Consider the following 18,090-nt stretch of genomic DNA (forward strand, 5'->3'; position numbering starts at 1 on the left):
CCCCCCTAAGGTGGGTCCATGCGAGTCCACGTGGTCAGTGACGTACACGGCAATTCCGCAGACCTCGCCGTGGCGGGGGAGGGTGCCGACGCCCTGATATGCCTGGGGGACCTGGTCCTCTTCCTGGACTACGCCGACCACTCCCGGGGGATCTTCCCCGACCTGTTCGGCACCGAGAACGCCGACCGGATCGTCGAGCTGCGCACCGCCCGCCGCTTCGACGAGGCCCGCGAGTTCGGCCGCCGCCTCTGGGCCGCGCTCGACGTCGACCGCGAGACCGCCGTCGAGGCCGCCGTGCGCCGCCAGTACGCCGAACTCTTCGCGGCCTTCCCCACCCCCACGTACGCCACCTACGGGAACGTGGACCTCCCCCGGCTCTGGCCCGAGTTCGCCCGCCCCGGGACGACCGTCCTCGACGGGCGGCGGGCCGAGATCGGCGGCCTCGTCTTCGGCTTCGTCGGCGGCGGCCTGCGCACCCCGATGCGCACCCCGTACGAGATCTCCGACGAGGAGTACGCGGCGAAGGTCGAGGCCCTCGGCGAGGTCGACGTCCTCTGCTCCCACATACCGCCGGACGTGGCCGAGCTGACCTACGACACGGTGGCCCGCCGTTTCGAGCGCGGCAGCCGGGCCCTGCTCGACGCGATCCGGCGCACCCGGCCCCGCTACGCCCTCTTCGGCCACGTCCACCAGCCGCTGGTCCGGCGGATGCGGATCGCCGCCACCGAGTGCGTGAACGTCGGCCACTTCGCCTCGGCCGGCAGACCCTTCGTCCTGGAGTGGTGACCCCGCCCGGCCCCGCCTCTTCCCGTGCCGGGCCCGGCTCCGGGCGCGATAGCCTTCCGTCGGCACGTCTGTGCCCCTGACTTCCGCCGGACCGCACAGTGGAGGAGCCACCGCGATGGCCGAACACACCAGCTCGAGCATCACCATCGAGGCGGCGCCGGCCGACGTCATGGGCGTGATCGCCGACTTCGCCCGCTACCCCGAGTGGACGGGCGAGGTGAAGGAGGCCGAGGTCCTGGAGACGGACGCCGCCGGCCGCGCGGAGAAGGTCCGGCTGCTCCTCGACGCGGGCGCGATCAAGGACGACCACACCCTCGCCTACACCTGGACCGGTGACGACGAGGTCGACTGGACGCTGGTCAGGTCCCAGATGCTCCGCTCCCTCGACGGCTCCTACCGGCTCGCCCCGCTCGACGGCGGCAGGCGCACCGAGGTCACCTACCAGCTGACCGTCGACGTCAAGATCCCCATGCTCGGCATGATCAAGCGCAAGGCCGAGAAGGTCATCATCGACCGTGCCCTGGCCGGCCTGAAGAAGCGCGTCGAGACCGGCGCGTAGGGGCCGTGCGGCGGGGGGAGCACGGCGGGGCGCGGCCCCCGGCGTCCGCCGGTCCGGGCGGGCGGTAGCGTCCTCCGCATGCGGATCATCCTTGTCACCGGCCTCGGCGGCGCCGGGCGCACCACCGTCGCCGCCGCGACCGCCCTCGCCGAGGCGCGGGCCGGGCGCCGGGTCCTGCTCGTCTCCGAGGACGCCGGGGAGGCCGTGGAAGCCGGAGGGCACGGGGAGGCCGTGGAAGCCGGAGGGCACGGGGAGGCCGTGGAAGCCGGAGGGCACGGGGAGGCCGTGGGATCCGTGGAGCCCGTGGAGTTCCGGACCGCGGATCTTCCGGGCGGAGGGCCTCCGGACGAGGACCTTCCGGGCGACGGCCTCCCGGGCGGAGGGCTCCCGACCGGGCGGCTTCCGGGCGGGGGGAGCCTCCGCGTCCTGCGGCCCGCGCCCGCCGCCGACTTCCGCCGCGAGTTCCTCGCCCTCCAGGCCCGTTCCGGCGCCGCCCTCGACCTGCTCGGCGCCGCGCCCTTCGAGGACGCCGAACTCACCGAACTCCCCGGCAGCCGCGCCTTCGCCCTGCTCCGCTCCCTCCGCGAGGCCGCCGAGGGCGACCACGACCTCGCCGTCGTCGACCTGCCCCCGCTCCCCGAAGCCCTCGCCGCCCTCGCCCTGCCCGAACAGCTCCGCCGCTACCTGCGCCGGCTGCTGCCCCCGGAACGGCAGGCCGCCCGCGCCCTGCGCCCGATGCTCGCCCAGCTCGCCGGGGTCCCCATGCCCGCGCAGTGGCTGTACGGGACCACCGCCCGCTGGGAGGCCGGACTCGCCGCGGTCCAGGCCGTCGTGGAGGACCCCGCCACCACCGTCCGGATCGTCCTCGAACCCGGACCCGCCGCCACCCGCGCCCTGCGCACCGCCCGGCTCGGCCTCGCCCTCCACCGGCTCCCCCTCGAAGCCGTCGTCGCCAACCGGCTGCCGCCCGCCGGTTCCCGGGACCCCTGGCTCGCCGGACTGGCCGCCGAACGGCACCGGCACCTGGAGGAGCTGCGCGCCGTCGCCGGCGACGTCCTGCACGAACTCCCGCACCTCGGCCGGACGCCGCGCGGGGCCGGCGACCTCGCCCTCCTCGCCCCCGCCGCGACCGGGACCGCGCCCGCGCCCGTACCCGCGTGGGACGTCGAGGACCGGCGGGAGGAGGACGGCGTCCTCGTCTGGCACCTCGCCCTGCCCGGCGCCGTCAAGGAGGAGCTCTCCCTCGTCCGGCGCGGCGACGAGCTGCTGCTGGGTGCGGGACCGTTCCGCCGCAACGTCCCCCTGCCCGCCGTCCTGCGCCGCTGCTCCGTCACCGGCGCCGGGCTCGTGGACGGGTACCTCCGCGTCCGCTTCACGCCCGACCCCGGACTCTGGCCCCGCACCCCGTGAGGCGCGCCCGCCGACGGCGCCCGCGCCCGCCCGCGTCCGTGTACCGTCGGAGCACCAGCCGACCGAGGAGTGCCCCATGAGCGATCCCGACGCCTGGGCCGAGGCGTGCGCCGAGGACCTGGAGGCGGAGAAGGCCCGCCGCCGGGCCGAGCGGGGAGCCGGACCCGGATCGGCCGCCGAGGAGTTCCGCAGGCTCTTCGAGGCCGTCGCGGACAAGGTCTCCGAAGGCATCGGGAACCCGCTCCTCGCGGCCGGGGCCGAGCAGACCGTCCGGCGGTTCGTCGACCGGGCGAAGGCCGCCGTCGAACCCGTCGTCGAGCGCAACCCGCAGGTCTTCGACCACCTCGCCGCCGCAGGCGGCGAACTCCTCGCCGCCTACCGTTCCGCCGTGGAGGGCCACGAGAGCCGCTGGACCCGGGGCGGAACCGCCCCCGCGGACCCCCCGCCCCGGAATTCCGGGGCTCCCCGCGAGGACGGCGGGGGCCCGGGGACCGGGCAGCACATCGACCTGGACTGACCGGGGCGCGCCCCGCCCTCGGGTACGGTGGGCCCTAGCGGGGCTCGACCGAAAACTGAGGGACACATGGGACTCACCATCGGCGTCGACATCGGCGGCACGAAGATCGCGGCCGGCGTGGTCGACGAGGAGGGCACGATCCTCGACACGCACAAGGTGCCCACCCCGCCGACCCCCGAAGGCATCGTCGACGCGATCAGCACGGCGGTCTCCGAGGCCGGCAAGGGCCACCCGATCGAGGCCGTGGGCATCGGCGCCGCCGGCTACGTGGACGACAAGCGGGCGACCGTCCTCTTCGCGCCCAACATCGACTGGCGGCACGAGCCGCTGAAGGACAAGGTCGAGCAGCGCGTCGGCCTGCCCGTCGTGGTCGAGAACGACGCCAACGCGGCCGCCTGGGGCGAGTACCGGTTCGGCGCGGGCCAGGGCCACGAGGACGTCATCTGCATCACCCTCGGCACCGGCCTCGGCGGCGGCATCATCATCGGCAACAAGCTGCGCCGCGGACGCTTCGGCGTGGCGGCCGAGTTCGGCCACATCCGGGTCGTCCCGGACGGCCTGCTGTGCGGCTGCGGCAGCCAGGGCTGCTGGGAGCAGTACGCCTCCGGGCGCGCCCTCGTCCGGTACGCCCGGCAGCGCGCCGCGGCCACCCCGGAGAACGCCGAACTCCTGCTGGGCTTCGGCGACGGCACCCCCGAGGGCATCGAGGGACGGCACGTCAGCCAGGCCGCCCGCGCCGGCGACCCGGTCGCCGTGGACTCCTTCCGCGAGCTGGCCCGCTGGGCCGGTGCCGGCCTCGCCGACCTGGCCTCACTCTTCGACCCCTCGGCGTTCATCGTCGGCGGCGGCGTCTCGGACGAGGGCGACCTCGTCCTCGACCCGATCCGCAAGTCCTTCCGCCGCTGGCTGATCGGCGGTCAGTGGCGTCCGCACGCGCAGGTCCTCGCGGCCCGGCTCGGCAACAAGGCCGGACTGGTCGGCGCGGCGGACCTGGCCCGCCAGGGCTGACCCGTACGAAGGCATGTGAAGGCCGTACGACGCCCGCCCGCCGCGTCCCCCCGGGGCGCGGCGGGCGGGCGTCGTATGTTGACCGGCATGGCGATCACTGAGCTGCCCGACTCCCGCACCGAGGAGGACGGTTCGGCCGTCCTCCGGGTGCTGAGCTACAACGTCCGCTCGATGCGCGACGACGAGGACGCCCTCGTCCGGGTGATCCGGGCCTGCGCCCCCGACGTCGTCTTCGTCCAGGAGGCCCCGCGTTTCTTCCGCTGGCGCAAGCACGCCGCCCGGCTCGCCGCCCGGAGCGACCTCGTCGTCCTGAGCGGCGGCGCCACCGCGGCGGGACCGCTGCTGCTCTGCTCCCTGCGGGCCACCGTGGAACGCACCGAGGACGTCCTGCTGCCGCTCACCCCGGGGCTGCACCGCAGGGGCCTGGCGACCGCGGTCGTCCGCTTCGCCGGAGCCCGGGTCGGGCTGATCAGCTGTCACCTGAGCCTGCGGAAGGACGAGCGGTACGCCCAGGCGGGCATGGTCCTCGACCGGGTCGCCGCGCTCGGCACCCCGCACGTCCTCGTCGCCGGCGACCTCAACGAGCGTCCCGGCGGCCCCGCCTTCACCCGGCTCACCGGAGAGCTGCGGGACGGCTGGGCCGTCGCCCCGTGGGGCGGCGAGTTCACCTCGACCCCCGGCGATCTGCACCAGCGCATCGACGCGGTCCTCGCGACCCCGGGCGTCGAGTTCCTGGGCTGCGGGGTCCCGCCGGACCCGGACCCGGCGGACCTGCGGGCCGCCACCGACCACCTTCCGGTGCTCGCGGCGGTCCGCGTGCCCGCCTCCTCCGGCTGAGCCCTACACGACCGCCCCGCGGCCCGGGTCGTCGAAGCCGTCGTCCTCGTCGTCGTGCTTCATGCGCGCCACCAGGGTCGCGAAACCGCCCAGGAAACCGCCCACGCAGAGCGTCGTCAGCCACCAGGTCATGTCCCACCGGAGCAGGACGGCCAGCAGCAGCAGCACCGGGCCGCCGACCACGCCGAGCCAGGCGAACTTGGCCGTCGCGTCCGCCTCCGGCAGCGGGGGCGGCTCCGGCGGGACGAAGTGGCCCTCCTCGGAGTCGCCCGGCCCGCCGCCGGGTCCGTCCGGGGCGTCGGGTCCGGCGGGGGAGTAGTCCCGGGGCCCGGCGGGCCGCACTCCGGGCGCGAACACGATCGAGCTGCCGAGCGCGGGCCCCTCCGGGCCCGGCCCGGACCCCCCGTCCGCTTCGGACCCGGCCTCCGGGCTCCCGTCCGCCGCGGGCCTCCCGCCCGTCCCCGGGGCGCCGTCCGCCACCGGGGCGGAGGCGCCGCCGGGCCGGAACTTGTCGCCCTTGTCGCTCCCGGGCCCGCCGCTCCCGCCGTCCGGGCCGTCCTCCGGCTCCGGCAGGGACAGGTTCTCGACGGTCCGGAACGGTCTCGTCCCCGGGGGGTCCGCGGGCTCCTCGCCGTACCCGGCGACGATCGCGGCCCAGGCCGCCTCCTCGTCGACGGGCCGGGGCTCCCGCTCTCCGCCGTCCTGCTGCTCAGCCACCGCTCCTGCTTCCCTTCCCGCCGGCCGTCTCCGGGGCGAGACGCTCGACGAAGGCCAGGCTCTCGTCGAAGATCCGCTCCGCGTCATGGTCCAACGTCGCCACGTGGTAGCTCTGTTCCAGCAGGACCTCCCGGACGTCCGTCGAGGAGACCCGGCTCAGGATCCTGGCCGAGTCGGCGGGCGGCACCACGTGGTCCTGCGGGCTGTGCAGGAGCACCAGCGGCTGTGTGACCTGCGGCAGCTCCCCGTCGACCATGCGGAAGAACCGGCGCAGGGAGTGCGCCGCGTGCAGCGGCACCCGGTCGTAGCCGACCTCGGTCGCGCCCTCCTTGGCGATGTCGTTGGCGACGCCCTTCGTGGTGGGGACCAGGTGCCGGACGACCGGCAGCGCGTGTGCGGCCAGGCCGTGCACCTTGTTGCCCGGGTTGACGAGGACGAGCCCCCGCACCGCGTCCCCGTGCCGGGCGGCGAGCCGCAGCGCCAGCGCCCCGCCCATGGAGAGGCCGAAGACGAAGACGGTCCCGCACCGCTCCCGCAGCTCGCGCAGCGCCCGGTCCACCTCGGCGTACCAGTCGTGCCAGGTGGTGAGCCGCATGTCCTGCCAGCGGGTCCCGTGCCCCGGCAGCAGCGGCACCGACACCGTCAGGCCGTGCTCCGCCAGGTACTCGGCCCACGGGCGCATCGACTGCGGGGAACCGGTGAATCCGTGACAGAGAAGGACGCCGACGTCTCCGCCCTCGCGGCGGTACGGCTCGGCTCCGGGAAGGACCGGCACCGGGGGTCTCCTGTTCGCTCGGCTTCGCGTCCGTCTTCGGGTGCGCCCCGGGGTGCGCCCTCGGTGCGCCGAAGCGACGGAAAGGTTGGGGAAGGACCTTCACCGTACGCGACCGGGCCGACACCGACCAGGGCCGTAACGGGGGGCGTGCGCCGGTACGGGATAAAGTCATGGCCACGGCACACGGAAGGCATGGCGAGTTGATCTACGGCGCAATGAAGTTCTCCATCGGGGGCTCTCTGAAGCTCGCCTTCCGGCCCTGGGTGGAGGGCCTGGAGAACATTCCCGCCAAGGGCCCCGCGATCCTGGCGAGCAACCACCTGTCGTTCTCGGACTCCTTCTTCCTTCCGGCCGTCCTGGACCGCAAGGTCACCTTCATCGCCAAGGCCGAGTACTTCACCACGCCCGGGGTGAAGGGCAAGCTCACCGCCGCCTTCTTCAAGGGCGTCGGCCAGCTCCCGGTGGACCGTTCGGGCGCCCGGGGCGCCGGCGAGGCCGCCATCAGGGCCGGCATCGAGGTCATCGAGGGCGGCGGCCTCTTCGGCATCTACCCGGAGGGCACCCGTTCGCCGGACGGGCGCCTCTACCGGGGCAAGCCCGGCGGCCTGGCGCGGGTCGCCCTGGCCACCGGCGCGCCCGTGATCCCGGTCGCCATGATCGACACCGAGAAGATCCAGCCGCCCGGCAAGGTCGTCCCCAAGCTGATGCGCCCGGGGATCCGGATCGGCAAGCCGCTGGACTTCACGCGCTACCAGGGCATGGAGGGCGACCGCTTCATCCTCCGCTCGGTGACCGACGAGGTCATGTACGAGATCATGAAGCTGTCCGGCCAGGAGTACGTGGACATCTACGCGACCGCGGCCAAGCGGCAGATCGCGGAGGCGGAGAAGGCGGCCAAGGAGGCCGTCAGGGCCGAGATCGCCGCCCGCGAGGAGGCCGGGGCGTAGGTCCCGCGGGGCCGGTGCGGGGGCCCGGAACACGGGTCCGCGGAGGGGTCGGGGCACGGGGCCCCGGGAGGGGAGACGTCCCGTCAGGGGCGTACGGAGGTGGGGGAGATGGCCGGGCGCGAGCGCGTCGTGCGCATGTCGGTCGAGCAGCCGCTGTGGCGGGCGCTGACCGGTTACCGCGTCCTGACCATGGTCTACGCCGTCCTGGTCTTCGCCTTCGGGCGGGAACGGTACGAGCGTCCCTGGATCGGCGTCGTCTACCTGGCGGTGCTGTGCGTCTGGACCCTCGCCACCCTCCCCAGGGTGGCGAACGAGGCCGGCTGCACCCGGCGCTTCCTCGGCGCCGACCTCACCGTCGCCCTCGTCGGCATCCTCCTCACCCCGCTCGCGGACGCCCAGGCCCAGTCCGTCGACGGCCCCACCCTGCCCTCCATATGGACCGCCGGCTCCGTCCTCGCGTACGCCATCAAGGGCGGCTGGCGCTGGGCCGGCGTCGCCTCCTCGCTCGTCGCCGTCGCCAACATCGTCGAGCGCGGCCACCCCTCCCGGGACACCGTCCACAACGTGGTCCTGGTCTGGGTCGCCTCCATCGCCATCGGATACGTCGTGGAGGTGGCCCGCGCCTCCGAGCGCACCCTCGCCCGCGCCCTGGAGATCGAGGCCGCCACCCGGGAGCGGGAACGGCTCGCCCGCGACATCCACGACGGCGTCCTCCAGGTCCTCGCCATGGTGCAGCGGCGCGGCACGGCGCTCGGCGGCGAGGCCGCCGAACTCGGCAGGATGGCGGGCGAGCAGGAGGTGGCCCTGCGCACCCTGGTGGCGGGCGGGATCGCCCGGCCCAGCCTGGTGTCCGAGGACGCCTCCGAGGGCGCCGTGGTCCGGGTCGTGGAGGAGGACGACGGGGCCGACGCCTCCGCCCCCGTCGACCTGCGCGCGCTCCTCGCCCCGCGCGCCGGGTCCCGGACCACCCTCTCCGAGCCGGGCGCCCCGGTCCTGCTGCCGCCGCCCGCCGCCCGTGAGCTGGCCGCCGCCGTCGGCGCCGCCCTGGACAACGTGAGGACGCACGCGGGCGAGGGCGCCCACGCCTGGATCCTGATCGAGGACTGGCCCGACGAGGTGGTCGTCACCGTGCGGGACGACGGTCCGGGCATACCGGAGGGCCGCCTCGCGCAGGCGGAGGACGAGGGCCGGATGGGCGTCGCCCTCTCCATCCGGGGGAGACTGCGGGACCTGGGCGGTACGGCCGAGGTGATCTCGGTCCCCGGGCAGGGCACGGAGGTCGAGTTGACGGTTCCACGGGGGAAGGCAGGGAAGAGATGAACGAGCAGCGGATCAGGGTGATGGTCGTGGACGACCACCCGATGTGGCGGGACGCGGTCGCCCGCGACCTCGCGGAGGCGGGCTTCGACGTGGTCGCCACCGCCGGGGACGGCGAACAGGCCGTGCGCCGCGCGGCGGCGGCCCGCCCGGACGTCCTCGTCCTGGACCTGAACCTGCCGGTCAAGCCGGGCGTCCGGGTCTGCAAGGAGCTGGTCGGCCTCCGGCCGGACCTCCGGGTCCTCGTCCTCTCGGCCAGCGGCGAGCACGCCGACGTCCTGGAGGCCGTGAAGTCCGGGGCCACCGGCTACCTCCTCAAGTCCGCCAGTACGGAGGAGCTGATCGACGCCGTGCGGCGGACGGCCGTCGGCGACCCCGTCTTCACCCCCGGCCTGGCCGGGCTGGTCCTCGGCGAGTACCGCCGTCTCGCCTCCGAGCCCGTCCCGGCCGCCGGCGCGGACGAGCCGAAGGCCCCGCGGCTGACCGAGCGCGAGACCGAGGTCCTGCGGCTCGTCGCCAAGGGCCTGAGCTACAAGCAGATCGCGGAGCGCCTGGTGATCTCGCACCGCACGGTGCAGAACCACGTCCAGAACACCCTCGGCAAGCTCCAGCTGCACAACCGGGTGGAGCTGGTCCGGTACGCCATCGAGCGCGGTCTCGACGACGCCTGAGCCCCGGCGGGCACGGTTCCCGGCCGCGTTCCGGGCCGTGGACGTCCGGCGCGACGCCGGGAAGGGCCGTATATTCGCGCCCAAGAGGCACGTATGTACACAGAGGCGCACTTGTGCGGCCCTTCACCGCAGTGAGGGAACATTCGTGGAAATCCTGGCATTCGGCGTGCAGGTGGACGAGAAGCCCCTCCTCGAGAAGGCGTTCCGGGGCCGTCACGCCCTCCGCTGCCTGGACGTCTTCCTCACCGAGGACACCGCCCCCCTCGCGGCCGGCCACGAGGCCGTCTCCACCAGCGTCAACGCCGTCCTCGACCGGGGCGTCCTGCGGATCCTCGCCGCCGGGGGGACCCGGCTGATCGCCCAGCGCTCCACCGGTTTCAACAACATCGACCTGGAGGAGGCCGAGCGGCTCGGCCTCACCGTCGCCCGGGTCTCGCACTACTCGCCCTACTCCGTGGCCGAGTTCGCCTGGACCCTCGCCACGGCCGTCAACCGCCGGATCGTCCGCGCCTCCCACCGGACCCGCGACTTCGACTTCCGGCTCGACGGGCTGATGGGCCGCGACCTGCGGGGCCGTACCGTCGGAGTCCTCGGCACCGGAAAGATCGGCGAGGCGTTCACCCGGATCGCCCACGGCTTCGGCATGAGGCTGCTCGGCTGGGACGCCGTGGAGAACCCGGCCTGCGCCGCCCTCGGCATGACGTACGCCGAGAAGGAACGCCTCTTCGCGGAGGCCGACCTCATCAGCCTCCACGTGCCGCTGCTCCCCGCCACCCGGCACCTCGTGGACGCCGCCGCCCTCCGGGCGATGAAGGACGACGCCATCCTGGTGAACACCAGCCGGGGCGGGCTGGTCGACACCGACGCCCTGGTCGCCGAGCTGCGCGCCGGCCGCTTCACCGGCGTCGGCCTGGACGTGTACGAGGCGGAGGCCGGACTCTTCTTCCTCGACAAGTCGCTGGAGGCGGTTGAGGACGACACCCTGGCCCGTCTGGTCACCTTCCCCCAGGTGCTGGTCACTTCCCACCAGGCGTACTACACCGTGGACGCGGTCGGCCAGATCATCGACGCCACGCTCCGCAACGTCCTCGACTTCACGGCGGGCCGGCACAGCGAGAACGTCCTGATCCCCCGGGAACCGTCCGGCCGGTCCGCTCATCCTCAGGCGTGACCGGTACGCGCGGCCACCGGGCCGCGCGCCTTCTCAGTGGGGGAATCGTTTCCGTGGGGAATCACCCGTTCTCGTCCGCCGGGCGCCGCGCCGCCGCCGCGCTCGCCGCCTCCGTCCTCGCCGCCGCCGGGGGCGTGGCGGCCGTGGCGACCCCGGCGGCCGCCGTCCACGGGGGCCGCTCCGCCTCCGTGACGGACCACCCGTACGCCATGCTCATCGAGACCCCGGACGGCACGCAGTTCTGCGGCGGCACCCTGGTGGCGCCCACCAAGGTCCTCACCGCCGCGCACTGCGTGGCCGACGCCGAGAACCCGCGCGAGCTGGTCGTCATCGGCGGCCGCACCACCCTGAGCAGCGGGAAGGGGACGGTCCGGCACATCTCCTCGATCAAGGTCCACCCGAAGTTCGAGCAGGCCACCCTCACCCACGACGCGGCGGTCCTCACCCTCGACCGGGCCATGCCCTACAAGCCGCTGCCGGTCGCGGGACCGAAGGACACGGCCCTGTACGCCTCCGGCACGAAGGCGACGATCACGGGCTGGGGCCGCACCGGCACCGACAGCCTGGCCACCCGCCTCAAGTCGGCCGAACTGCGCCTCGCGCCGCTCAAGAAGTGCGACCCCTTCACCTTCCCCACCGACACCACCGCCCTGCGGGTGTGCGGGGTCCCGGCGCCGGGCGCCCACGACAGCGTCTGCAAGGGCGACTCCGGCGGCCCGCTGACCGCCGGAGGGAAGCTCATCGGCATCGTCTCCACCGGCAACAAGTACTGCGACGACACGTTCCCGGTCTCCGTCTTCACCCGGGCGAGCGCGGTCGCGAAGGACCTGGGCCTGCCGGTGGGGTGAGGGCGCGCGGCGCTCGCACCGGCGTGCGGCACCCGCACCGGCACCCGCACCGGCGTGCGGCACCCGCACCGGTCCGTGGCACCCGCGCCGGCGTGCGGCGCTCAGACCAGGACGCCCGCGAGGAGCGAGGCCGTCAGCTCCGCGCCCTCCGTCGTGAGGACCGACTCGGGGTGGAACTGCACCCCCGCGAACCCGGGCCCGCGCAGCGCGTGCACCTCGCCGCTCTCCGGGTCGCGGCTCACCTCGACCCGGTGCAGCGCGAGTTCGGTCGCGGTCCGGTCGTCGCAGCGGGCGGTGAAGCTGTTGTAGAAGCCGACCGTCCGCTCCTGCCCGAAGAGGTCGATCCGCAGCTGGGCCCCCTGGAAGGGGACCCGCTTGCGGACGATCTCCAGGCCCAGCTCGGCGGCGATCAGCTCGTGGCCCAGGCAGACGCCCAGCAGGCCGTGCCGGTGGTCCCGGACCAGCTCGGCGGTCAGACCACGCAGGAAACGCATCTTCGGATCGGCCGCGTCCGACGGGTCGCCGGGCCCCGGGCCGAGGACGACCGGTCCCTCGTGGGAGAGGGCCAGCTCCCGCAGCCCCGGCTCGTCGTACCGGAGCACCGACACATCCAGGCCCGAGGAGCGCAGGACGTGCGCCAGCATCGCCGTGAAGGTGTCCTCGGCGTCGATCACCAGGGCGTGCCCCGACAGCTCCGCCGAGCGGACCTGCATCTTCAGCCAGAACGGCGCGAGGTCCGCCCGGCGCGCGTCCAGGGCGGCCCGCACCCGGGGGTCGTCGGCGAGCCGGGGCGCGGCCGGCGCCTCCGCCGCCGGCCTGCCCTCCCGCACGCCGAGCGCGGTGAGGACCCCGGCCGCCTTGGCGTGGGTCTCGGCCACCTCGCCCGCCGGGTCGGAGTGCCGCACCAGCGTCGCGCCGACCGGCACCCGCAGCCGCCCGCCGGGGGAGATGTCGGCCGTGCGGATCAGGATGGGGGAGTCGAGGGTCTGGGCGCCGTTCCCGTCCGTGCCGAGCAGCGCCAGCGCGCCCGCGTAGTAGCCCCGCCCGCCGGTCTCGTGCCGCTCGATCACCCGGCAGGCGTTCTGCACCGGCGAGCCGGTCACGGTCGCGGCGAACATCGTCTCCCGCAGCACCTCCCGCACGTCCAGCGAGGACCGGCCGCGCAGCTCGTACTCGGTGTGGGCGAGGTGCGCCATCTCCTTCAGGCGCGGGCCGATCACCACCCCGCCCCGGTCCCCGACCGTGCACATCATCTTCAGCTCCTCGTCCACCACCATGGACAGCTCCTCGGTCTCCTTGCGGTCGCCGAGGAAGGCGAGCAGGTCCTCCGGGGTGGGGGCGGCGCCGGCCGGGTAGCGGTACGTGCCGCTGATCGGGTTCATCACGACCGTCCCGCCCGCCATCCGCACGTGCGCCTCGGGGCTGGCCCCGACGAGCGTCCGCTCCCCGGTGTGCACGACGAAGGTCCAGTACGCGCCCCGCTCGCCCGCGAGCAGCCGCCGGAACAGGGCCAGCGCGTCGGCGCGCCCGAAGCCGGGGATCTCCCCGGTGTAGGTGCGCCGGACGACGAAGTTCGCGCCCTCGCCGGAACCGATCTCCTCGTCGATCACCCGCCGCACGGTCCCGGCGTACTCCTCGTCGGAGACGTCGAACCCGCCGCCCTCGACGGTCACGGCGTGCGCGGGCAACTGGTCCAGGGCGTCGGCGAGCGGCAGTTCGTACGTCTCGTCGGCGACGAGCACGGAGAGCGGCGTGCCGTCGTCGCGCACGTCGAAGCCGCGCTCCCGGATCTGCCGGAAGGGCACGAGCGCGAGCGCCGGCGCCGGGCCCACGGGCAGGTCCGCGAGGCGCTCGGCCTCGTGGACCGGGCCGATCAGCACCTCGACGGCGTCGTGGTCACGGCCCGGGGTGCGCCTGCGCAGCAGGGCGAAGGGAGGGCAGGAGTCGTCGAGCAGACGGGAGAGGTCCATGGGGTCCGTCGTTCCTTCCGTGGTGGTGCGGAGAGGAACGGCCCCGGATACGGGAAAGGCCGCCCCTCGGGCGGCCTTCGCGTGTGTCGGTGTACGCGCAGTCAGTGGGCCGCCGGATGAGCGGTCCACCACCAGTTCTGGTTCAGGGGCGCGTGCACGTGAGCACTGTAACCCGGCCGGACACGGGAACGGGGCCCCGTCCGCACCGTGGACGGTGCGGACGGGGCCCCGGCGGAGCCGTGATCCGATCAGAAGATCATGTTGTAGAGCTGCCAGCCCGGTCCGACCTGGACGCGCGGGGCGTACGGGGCGGTGGCGCTGCCGGTGCCCTTGTACAGCCACAGGACGCCGGAGGTGTCGCGGGCCACGAAGTCCACCTTGCCGTCACCGGTGAGGTCGCTCGGTCCGACGATGGTGTTGTACCCCTGCCAGCCGGTGCCGACCTGGACGCGCGGGGCGTACGGGGCGGTGGCGCTGCCGGTGCCCTTGTACAGCCACAGGGCGCCGGAGGCGTCGCGGCCGATCAGGTCCGGCTTGCCGTCCCCGGTCAGGTCGCCGGTGCTGACGATGTCGTTGTACCCCTGCCAGCCGGTGCCGATCTGCACCCGGGGGGCGAACGGCACGGCCGGGGTGCCGGTGCCCTTGTACAGCCACAGGACGCCCGACTTCTCGCGGCCGATCAGGTCCGGCTTGCCGTCCCCGGTCAGGTCGCGGACGCCGATGATCCGGTCGTAGGCCCCCCACCCGGGACCGACCCGCAGCCGGCCCTTGAGCGGCGCCGACGGGTCCTTGCTGCCCTCGTAGTACCAGAGCACGCCCGAGGCGTCCCGGGCCACGGCGTCACCGGCGCCGTCGGCCCGCAGGGCCGTCAGCGGGGTGATCATGTTGTAGACCTGCCAGCTGGTGCCGACCTTGTACCGCGTCAGGAACGGCGCGGTGGCGCTGCCGGTGCCCTGGTACTGCCAGAGGACGCCGGAGGCGTCACGGGCGAGGAGGTTGTAGCGGTTGTCCGTGCGGACGGGCGCGGCGCCGGGCGCCTCCACGACGTCGGACTGCTTCACCCAGGTGATCTTGTGGTGGAAGCGGATCGGCACGAAGAGCGTGCTGCCGACGACGTTCCGCTGGGCGGTGCCGAACCAGTCGTCGCCCTTCACCGCCGGGCCGGCCTTCACGTACGCCTGGTCGGCGGCGAGCGAGAACTTCGTCAGGGGGGCGTTCTCGTCACCGGGGGCCTCGAGACCGGCGGCGGTGTAGGCGGCGGTCTCCGGGAAGGAGCGCCCGAAGACCTTGGCCGAGGTCAGCCCCGACTTCACCTTCACGGTCGTGGCGCCGTTCACCGGCACGGTGTACTGACCGCCCGGGTTCTGGAACCACGCCTTCTGGCCCGCGTACCAGATCGCCGTCCAGTCGTTCCGCGCCTCGGCGACGACGTAGAGGCCGCCGGCGCGGACCTTGTTGCCGTAGTTCGACCCCTCGGTCGAGAGGGAGCTGAAGTAGGGGTCCTTCAGCGTCGTCGCGGTCGTCGAGGGCGACGTGTACAGGTAGCCGAAGTTCGACGGGCGCGGGGAGGCGGCCGTGCCGCCGACGGTCAGCTTCGGCTGGTTCGCCGTGGTGAACGGCGGGACCACCCGGACCACCTGGCCGGCCCGGAGCAGGCCGCCCGGGCCCTTGTCGCCCTGGGGGGCGCCCAGGAGCGACATGTAGTAGTTCCAGTCCCAGTACGGGCCCGCGTCCCAGTGGAGCTTGTCGAGGCTGCCGTCCGTCTGGAGCGCCACCTCGTCGTGGCCGATGATGTGCTCACGGTCGATCGGCACGCCGTACTTGTTCGCCAGGAACTTCACCAGCGCCGCGGAGGAACGGTACTGCGGCTCGGTGTACCAGCTCCCCTCCTTCATGGCGAAGCCCTCGTGCTCCACGCCGATGGCGTGCATGTTGTGCGTCCAGTTGCCCGCGTGCCACGCCAGCTGCTTGTTCTCGAGCATCTGGGTGACCTGACCGTCCGTGGCGCGGATCAGGTAGTGGGCGCTGCCCGGCACGTTCGGGTTGGTGAGCGCGGCGAGCGAGCCGTCGTAGCCGCCCTCGGTGTCGTGGATGACGATCTGGCGGATGTCCACGCCCTGGTTGGGGCGGTCGCCGAGGGTGTAGTTGCGCTTGTTCGGGTTCGCGGGGTCCGTGCGGACCGGCACGAAGTTGCAGTTCAGGCCCGAGGGGCACTCGGGGGCCGGGACGGCCGTGGTGCTCGCGGGGGTCGCGGCCAGCGGCACGTTCGACGGCTTGACCGGCTCGACCGAGGGGTCGGCCGGGAGGGCGACCCGCTCGCCGTCGAGGGTGACCGCCCGCTCGCCCTCCTTGATCGACTCGAAGACGCGCTTCGCGAAGAGGTCGGCGCCCGACTTCTGGGGGGACTGGCTGTAGCGCGCCACGGCCGGGTACCAGTCGCCCGGGTCGTCGGACAGCTCCGCGCCCGCCTGCTTCTGGTAGTCGGCGAGCAGCGCGGCGCCGGCCCGGACCGAGGCCGCGGTGTCGTTCTGCACGGTCTCGGTGGAGCTGCCGATCAGCTCGGCGGCCTTGTCCAGGGTGTGGAGCCGGGGGTCGTCGGTGTCGACGACCGTCTTCTCCAGGATGCGGCGGACCTTCTCGCGGTCGAAGGACTTCTCGACCTCCGGCCGCCCGCTGCCGTTGAAGTGGTCGATCTGCTCGTCGGTGACCTTCCGCTCGACGTCCTCGGGATCGACCTTCGTGAGCCCCATGACGTTGTACGCGCCGCTCGTGCTCGGCTCGCCGTCGTGCGACTCCCAGCGGGTCTGCTGGTACGACACCGCCATCAGCACGCTCTGCGGCACGTCGAACTCGCGCGCCGCGTTTGCGAACTGGGCCTGGAGGGAAGCGTCCCTCACGGGCCCGTCGCCTCCCGCCGCGCCGAGGAGACCCGGTGAGGCGACCGCGATGGTGCCGATCGTGGCCGTGGCGACGACCGCGGTCGTCGCTCCGTACAGGAGTCGTTTCTTCTTGCGGTCCCTGCGGTGTCCCTGCGTCACGCCCACCCCTGTGTTCGCTGTGATGTTGTGAAACGGGGCTGAGGGTAACATCACTCGACGGCGTGAAGATCGGCGGCGGACATACCGGTCGCCGTCTCAGCCATTGGTCGGTGGGACAGGACCGGACGAAGAACCCCGTAATGTTGTCGGTGTGACCGTGAACGCTGATTCCCACGCCGTCGCCGGGGCGACCTGGCGAGACCTGCCCGCGGCGCAGCAGCCCGAGTACCCCGATGCCGAGGCTCTGCGCGATGTGATCGCGGACCTCGAGTCGTATCCTCCGCTCGTCTTCGCGGGCGAGTGCGACCAGCTGCGCGCCCGGATGGGAGCCGTCGCCCGTGGCGAGGCGTTCCTGCTCCAGGGCGGCGACTGCGCCGAGGCGTTCGACGCCGTGTCCGCCGAGCACATCAGGGCCAAGCTCAAGACGCTGCTCCAGATGAGCGCCGTCCTCACCTACGCGGCCTCCGTGCCCGTGGTGAAGGTCGGCCGCATCGCCGGCCAGTACTCCAAGCCCCGTTCCAAGGGGACCGAGACCCGCGACGGCGTGACCCTGCCGACGTACCGCGGCGACTCCGTCAACGGCTTCGAGTTCAACGAGGCGTCCCGCGTCCCGGACCCCGAGCGCCTGAAGCGGATGTACCACGCCTCCGCCTCCACGCTCAACCTGGTCCGCGCCTTCACCACCGGCGGCTACGCCGACCTGCGCCAGGTGCACGCCTGGAACCAGGACTTCGTGAAGTCGTCCCCGTCGGGCCAGCGCTACGAGGCGCTCGCCCGCGAGATCGACAACGCCCTGAACTTCATGAAGGCGTGCGGCACCGACCCGGCCGAGTTCAAGGCCGTCGAGTTCTACGCCTCCCACGAGGCGCTGCTGCTCGACTACGAGGGCGCCCTGACGCGCACCGACTCGCGCACCGGCAAGCTGTACGACACCTCCGGCCACATGGTCTGGATCGGTGAGCGCACCCGCCAGCTCGATCACGCACACGTCGAGTTCGCCTCGCGGATCGCCAACCCGATCGGCATCAAGCTCGGTCCGACCACCTCGGTGGACGAGGCCCTGACGTACATCGACCGCCTCGACCCGGAGCGCGAGCCGGGCCGGCTGACCTTCATCGTCCGCATGGGCGCCGACAAGGTCCGCGACAAGCTCCCCGAGCTGGTCGAGAAGGTCACCGCCTCCGGCGCGGTCGTCGCCTGGGTCACCGACCCGATGCACGGCAACACCTTCGAGGCCGCCTCCGGCCACAAGACGCGCCGCTTCGACGACGTGCTCGACGAGGTCAAGGGCTTCTTCGAGGTCCACAAGGCGCTGGGCACCCACCCCGGCGGCATCCACGTGGAGCTCACCGGCGACGACGTCACCGAGTGCGTGGGAGGCGGCGACGAGATCTTCGTCGACGACCTGCACCAGCGCTACGAGACGGCCTGCGACCCGCGTCTGAACCGCAGCCAGTCGCTCGACCTGGCGTTCCTGGTGGCGGAGATGTACCGCGATCAGTAGGTGTCTTCCTACGAC

The 18,090-nt window shown here is 73.5% G+C and carries 17 protein-coding genes; 12 read left to right on the plus strand and 5 right to left on the minus strand.

Features of this window, described 5'->3' with window-relative positions; all coding sequences use genetic code 11:
* Positions 1-18 precede the first annotated feature (18 nt).
* From ACFYZY_RS21705 to ACFYZY_RS21730, 6 genes are all read left to right on the plus strand, one after another.
* A complete protein-coding gene (locus ACFYZY_RS21705; protein WP_388696553.1) occupies positions 19-786 on the plus strand; it encodes a metallophosphoesterase in 768 nt (255 codons plus the stop codon).
* A gap of 115 nt (positions 787-901) precedes the next feature.
* The gene (locus tag ACFYZY_RS21710) at positions 902-1,345 is read left to right on the plus strand and encodes an SRPBCC family protein (protein ID WP_388696554.1); all 444 of its coding nucleotides are present in this window, start codon (positions 902-904) and stop codon (positions 1,343-1,345) included.
* A gap of 78 nt (positions 1,346-1,423) precedes the next feature.
* The gene (locus ACFYZY_RS21715) at positions 1,424-2,755 is read left to right on the plus strand and encodes an ArsA-related P-loop ATPase (RefSeq protein ID WP_388696555.1); all 1,332 of its coding nucleotides are present in this window, start codon (positions 1,424-1,426) and stop codon (positions 2,753-2,755) included.
* A 76-nt stretch (positions 2,756-2,831) separates the two neighbouring features.
* On the plus strand, positions 2,832-3,272 hold the full coding sequence (locus ACFYZY_RS21720; protein WP_388696556.1) for a DUF5304 domain-containing protein: 441 nt from the start codon (positions 2,832-2,834) through the stop codon (positions 3,270-3,272).
* Positions 3,273-3,338: 66 nt separating this feature from the next.
* Positions 3,339-4,280 carry an ROK family glucokinase gene (locus tag ACFYZY_RS21725; protein WP_388696557.1) on the plus strand — a complete coding sequence of 314 codons (942 nt, stop codon included), beginning with the start codon at positions 3,339-3,341 and terminating at the stop codon, positions 4,278-4,280.
* Between the two features lie 87 nt (positions 4,281-4,367).
* Positions 4,368-5,117 (plus strand): endonuclease/exonuclease/phosphatase family protein, encoded by a 750-nt coding sequence (locus ACFYZY_RS21730; RefSeq protein ID WP_388696559.1) that lies wholly within the window; start codon positions 4,368-4,370, stop codon positions 5,115-5,117.
* Positions 5,118-5,120: 3 nt separating this feature from the next.
* Here the strand turns inward: ACFYZY_RS21730 and ACFYZY_RS21735 are convergent, their stop codons facing one another.
* Together ACFYZY_RS21735 and ACFYZY_RS21740 are read right to left on the minus strand one after the other, a co-directional pair.
* Positions 5,121-5,834 carry a hypothetical protein gene (locus ACFYZY_RS21735; RefSeq protein ID WP_388696561.1) on the minus strand — a complete coding sequence of 238 codons (714 nt, stop codon included), beginning with the start codon at positions 5,832-5,834 and terminating at the stop codon, positions 5,121-5,123.
* Positions 5,827-6,609 (minus strand): alpha/beta hydrolase, encoded by a 783-nt coding sequence (locus tag ACFYZY_RS21740; protein ID WP_388696563.1) that lies wholly within the window; start codon positions 6,607-6,609, stop codon positions 5,827-5,829. Before ACFYZY_RS21740 ends, ACFYZY_RS21735 begins: the two co-directional genes overlap by 8 nt.
* Positions 6,610-6,809: 200 nt before the next feature.
* On the opposite strand from ACFYZY_RS21740, the gene ACFYZY_RS21745 reads away from it, so the two are divergent.
* The 5 genes from ACFYZY_RS21745 (at position 6,810) to ACFYZY_RS21765 (ending at position 11,563) form a co-directional block, all read left to right on the plus strand.
* Positions 6,810-7,556 (plus strand): lysophospholipid acyltransferase family protein, encoded by a 747-nt coding sequence (locus tag ACFYZY_RS21745; RefSeq protein WP_388696566.1) that lies wholly within the window; start codon positions 6,810-6,812, stop codon positions 7,554-7,556.
* A 108-nt stretch (positions 7,557-7,664) separates the two neighbouring features.
* Positions 7,665-8,876: a MacS family sensor histidine kinase gene (gene macS / locus ACFYZY_RS21750; RefSeq protein ID WP_388696568.1), complete on the plus strand. Its 1,212-nt coding sequence runs from the start codon at positions 7,665-7,667 to the stop codon at positions 8,874-8,876.
* On the plus strand, positions 8,873-9,544 hold the full coding sequence (locus ACFYZY_RS21755; RefSeq protein WP_388696571.1) for a response regulator: 672 nt from the start codon (positions 8,873-8,875) through the stop codon (positions 9,542-9,544). The genes macS and ACFYZY_RS21755 overlap by 4 nt, the downstream gene beginning before the upstream one ends.
* A 145-nt stretch (positions 9,545-9,689) precedes the next feature.
* Entirely contained in the window at positions 9,690-10,715 is a 1,026-nt protein-coding gene (locus ACFYZY_RS21760; protein ID WP_388696574.1) for a 2-hydroxyacid dehydrogenase, read from the plus strand.
* Positions 10,716-10,768: 53 nt separating this feature from the next.
* Positions 10,769-11,563, plus strand: a complete 795-nt coding sequence (locus ACFYZY_RS21765) for a S1 family peptidase (RefSeq protein ID WP_388696577.1) — start codon at positions 10,769-10,771, stop codon at positions 11,561-11,563.
* 101 nt (positions 11,564-11,664) lie between these two features.
* Here the strand turns inward: ACFYZY_RS21765 and ACFYZY_RS21770 are convergent, their stop codons facing one another.
* From ACFYZY_RS21770 to ACFYZY_RS21780, 3 genes are all read right to left on the minus strand, one after another.
* Positions 11,665-13,533, minus strand: a complete 1,869-nt coding sequence (locus tag ACFYZY_RS21770; RefSeq protein ID WP_388696580.1) for an anthranilate synthase family protein — start codon at positions 13,531-13,533, stop codon at positions 11,665-11,667.
* A 101-nt stretch (positions 13,534-13,634) separates the two neighbouring features.
* Positions 13,635-13,739: a trp operon leader peptide gene (locus ACFYZY_RS21775; protein ID WP_388696582.1), complete on the minus strand. Its 105-nt coding sequence runs from the start codon at positions 13,737-13,739 to the stop codon at positions 13,635-13,637.
* Positions 13,740-13,781: 42 nt separating this feature from the next.
* Positions 13,782-16,571, minus strand: a complete 2,790-nt coding sequence (locus ACFYZY_RS21780; RefSeq protein WP_388696585.1) for an N-acetylmuramoyl-L-alanine amidase — start codon at positions 16,569-16,571, stop codon at positions 13,782-13,784.
* 151 nt (positions 16,572-16,722) lie between these two features.
* On the opposite strand from ACFYZY_RS21780, the gene ACFYZY_RS21785 reads away from it, so the two are divergent.
* A complete protein-coding gene (locus ACFYZY_RS21785) occupies positions 16,723-18,075 on the plus strand; it encodes a class II 3-deoxy-7-phosphoheptulonate synthase (protein ID WP_388696588.1) in 1,353 nt (450 codons plus the stop codon).
* The last annotated feature ends 15 nt before the right edge of the window (positions 18,076-18,090 follow it).

This window comes from Streptomyces sp. NPDC001744 (genome assembly GCF_042892575.1).
Classification (GTDB): domain Bacteria; phylum Actinomycetota; class Actinomycetes; order Streptomycetales; family Streptomycetaceae; genus Streptomyces.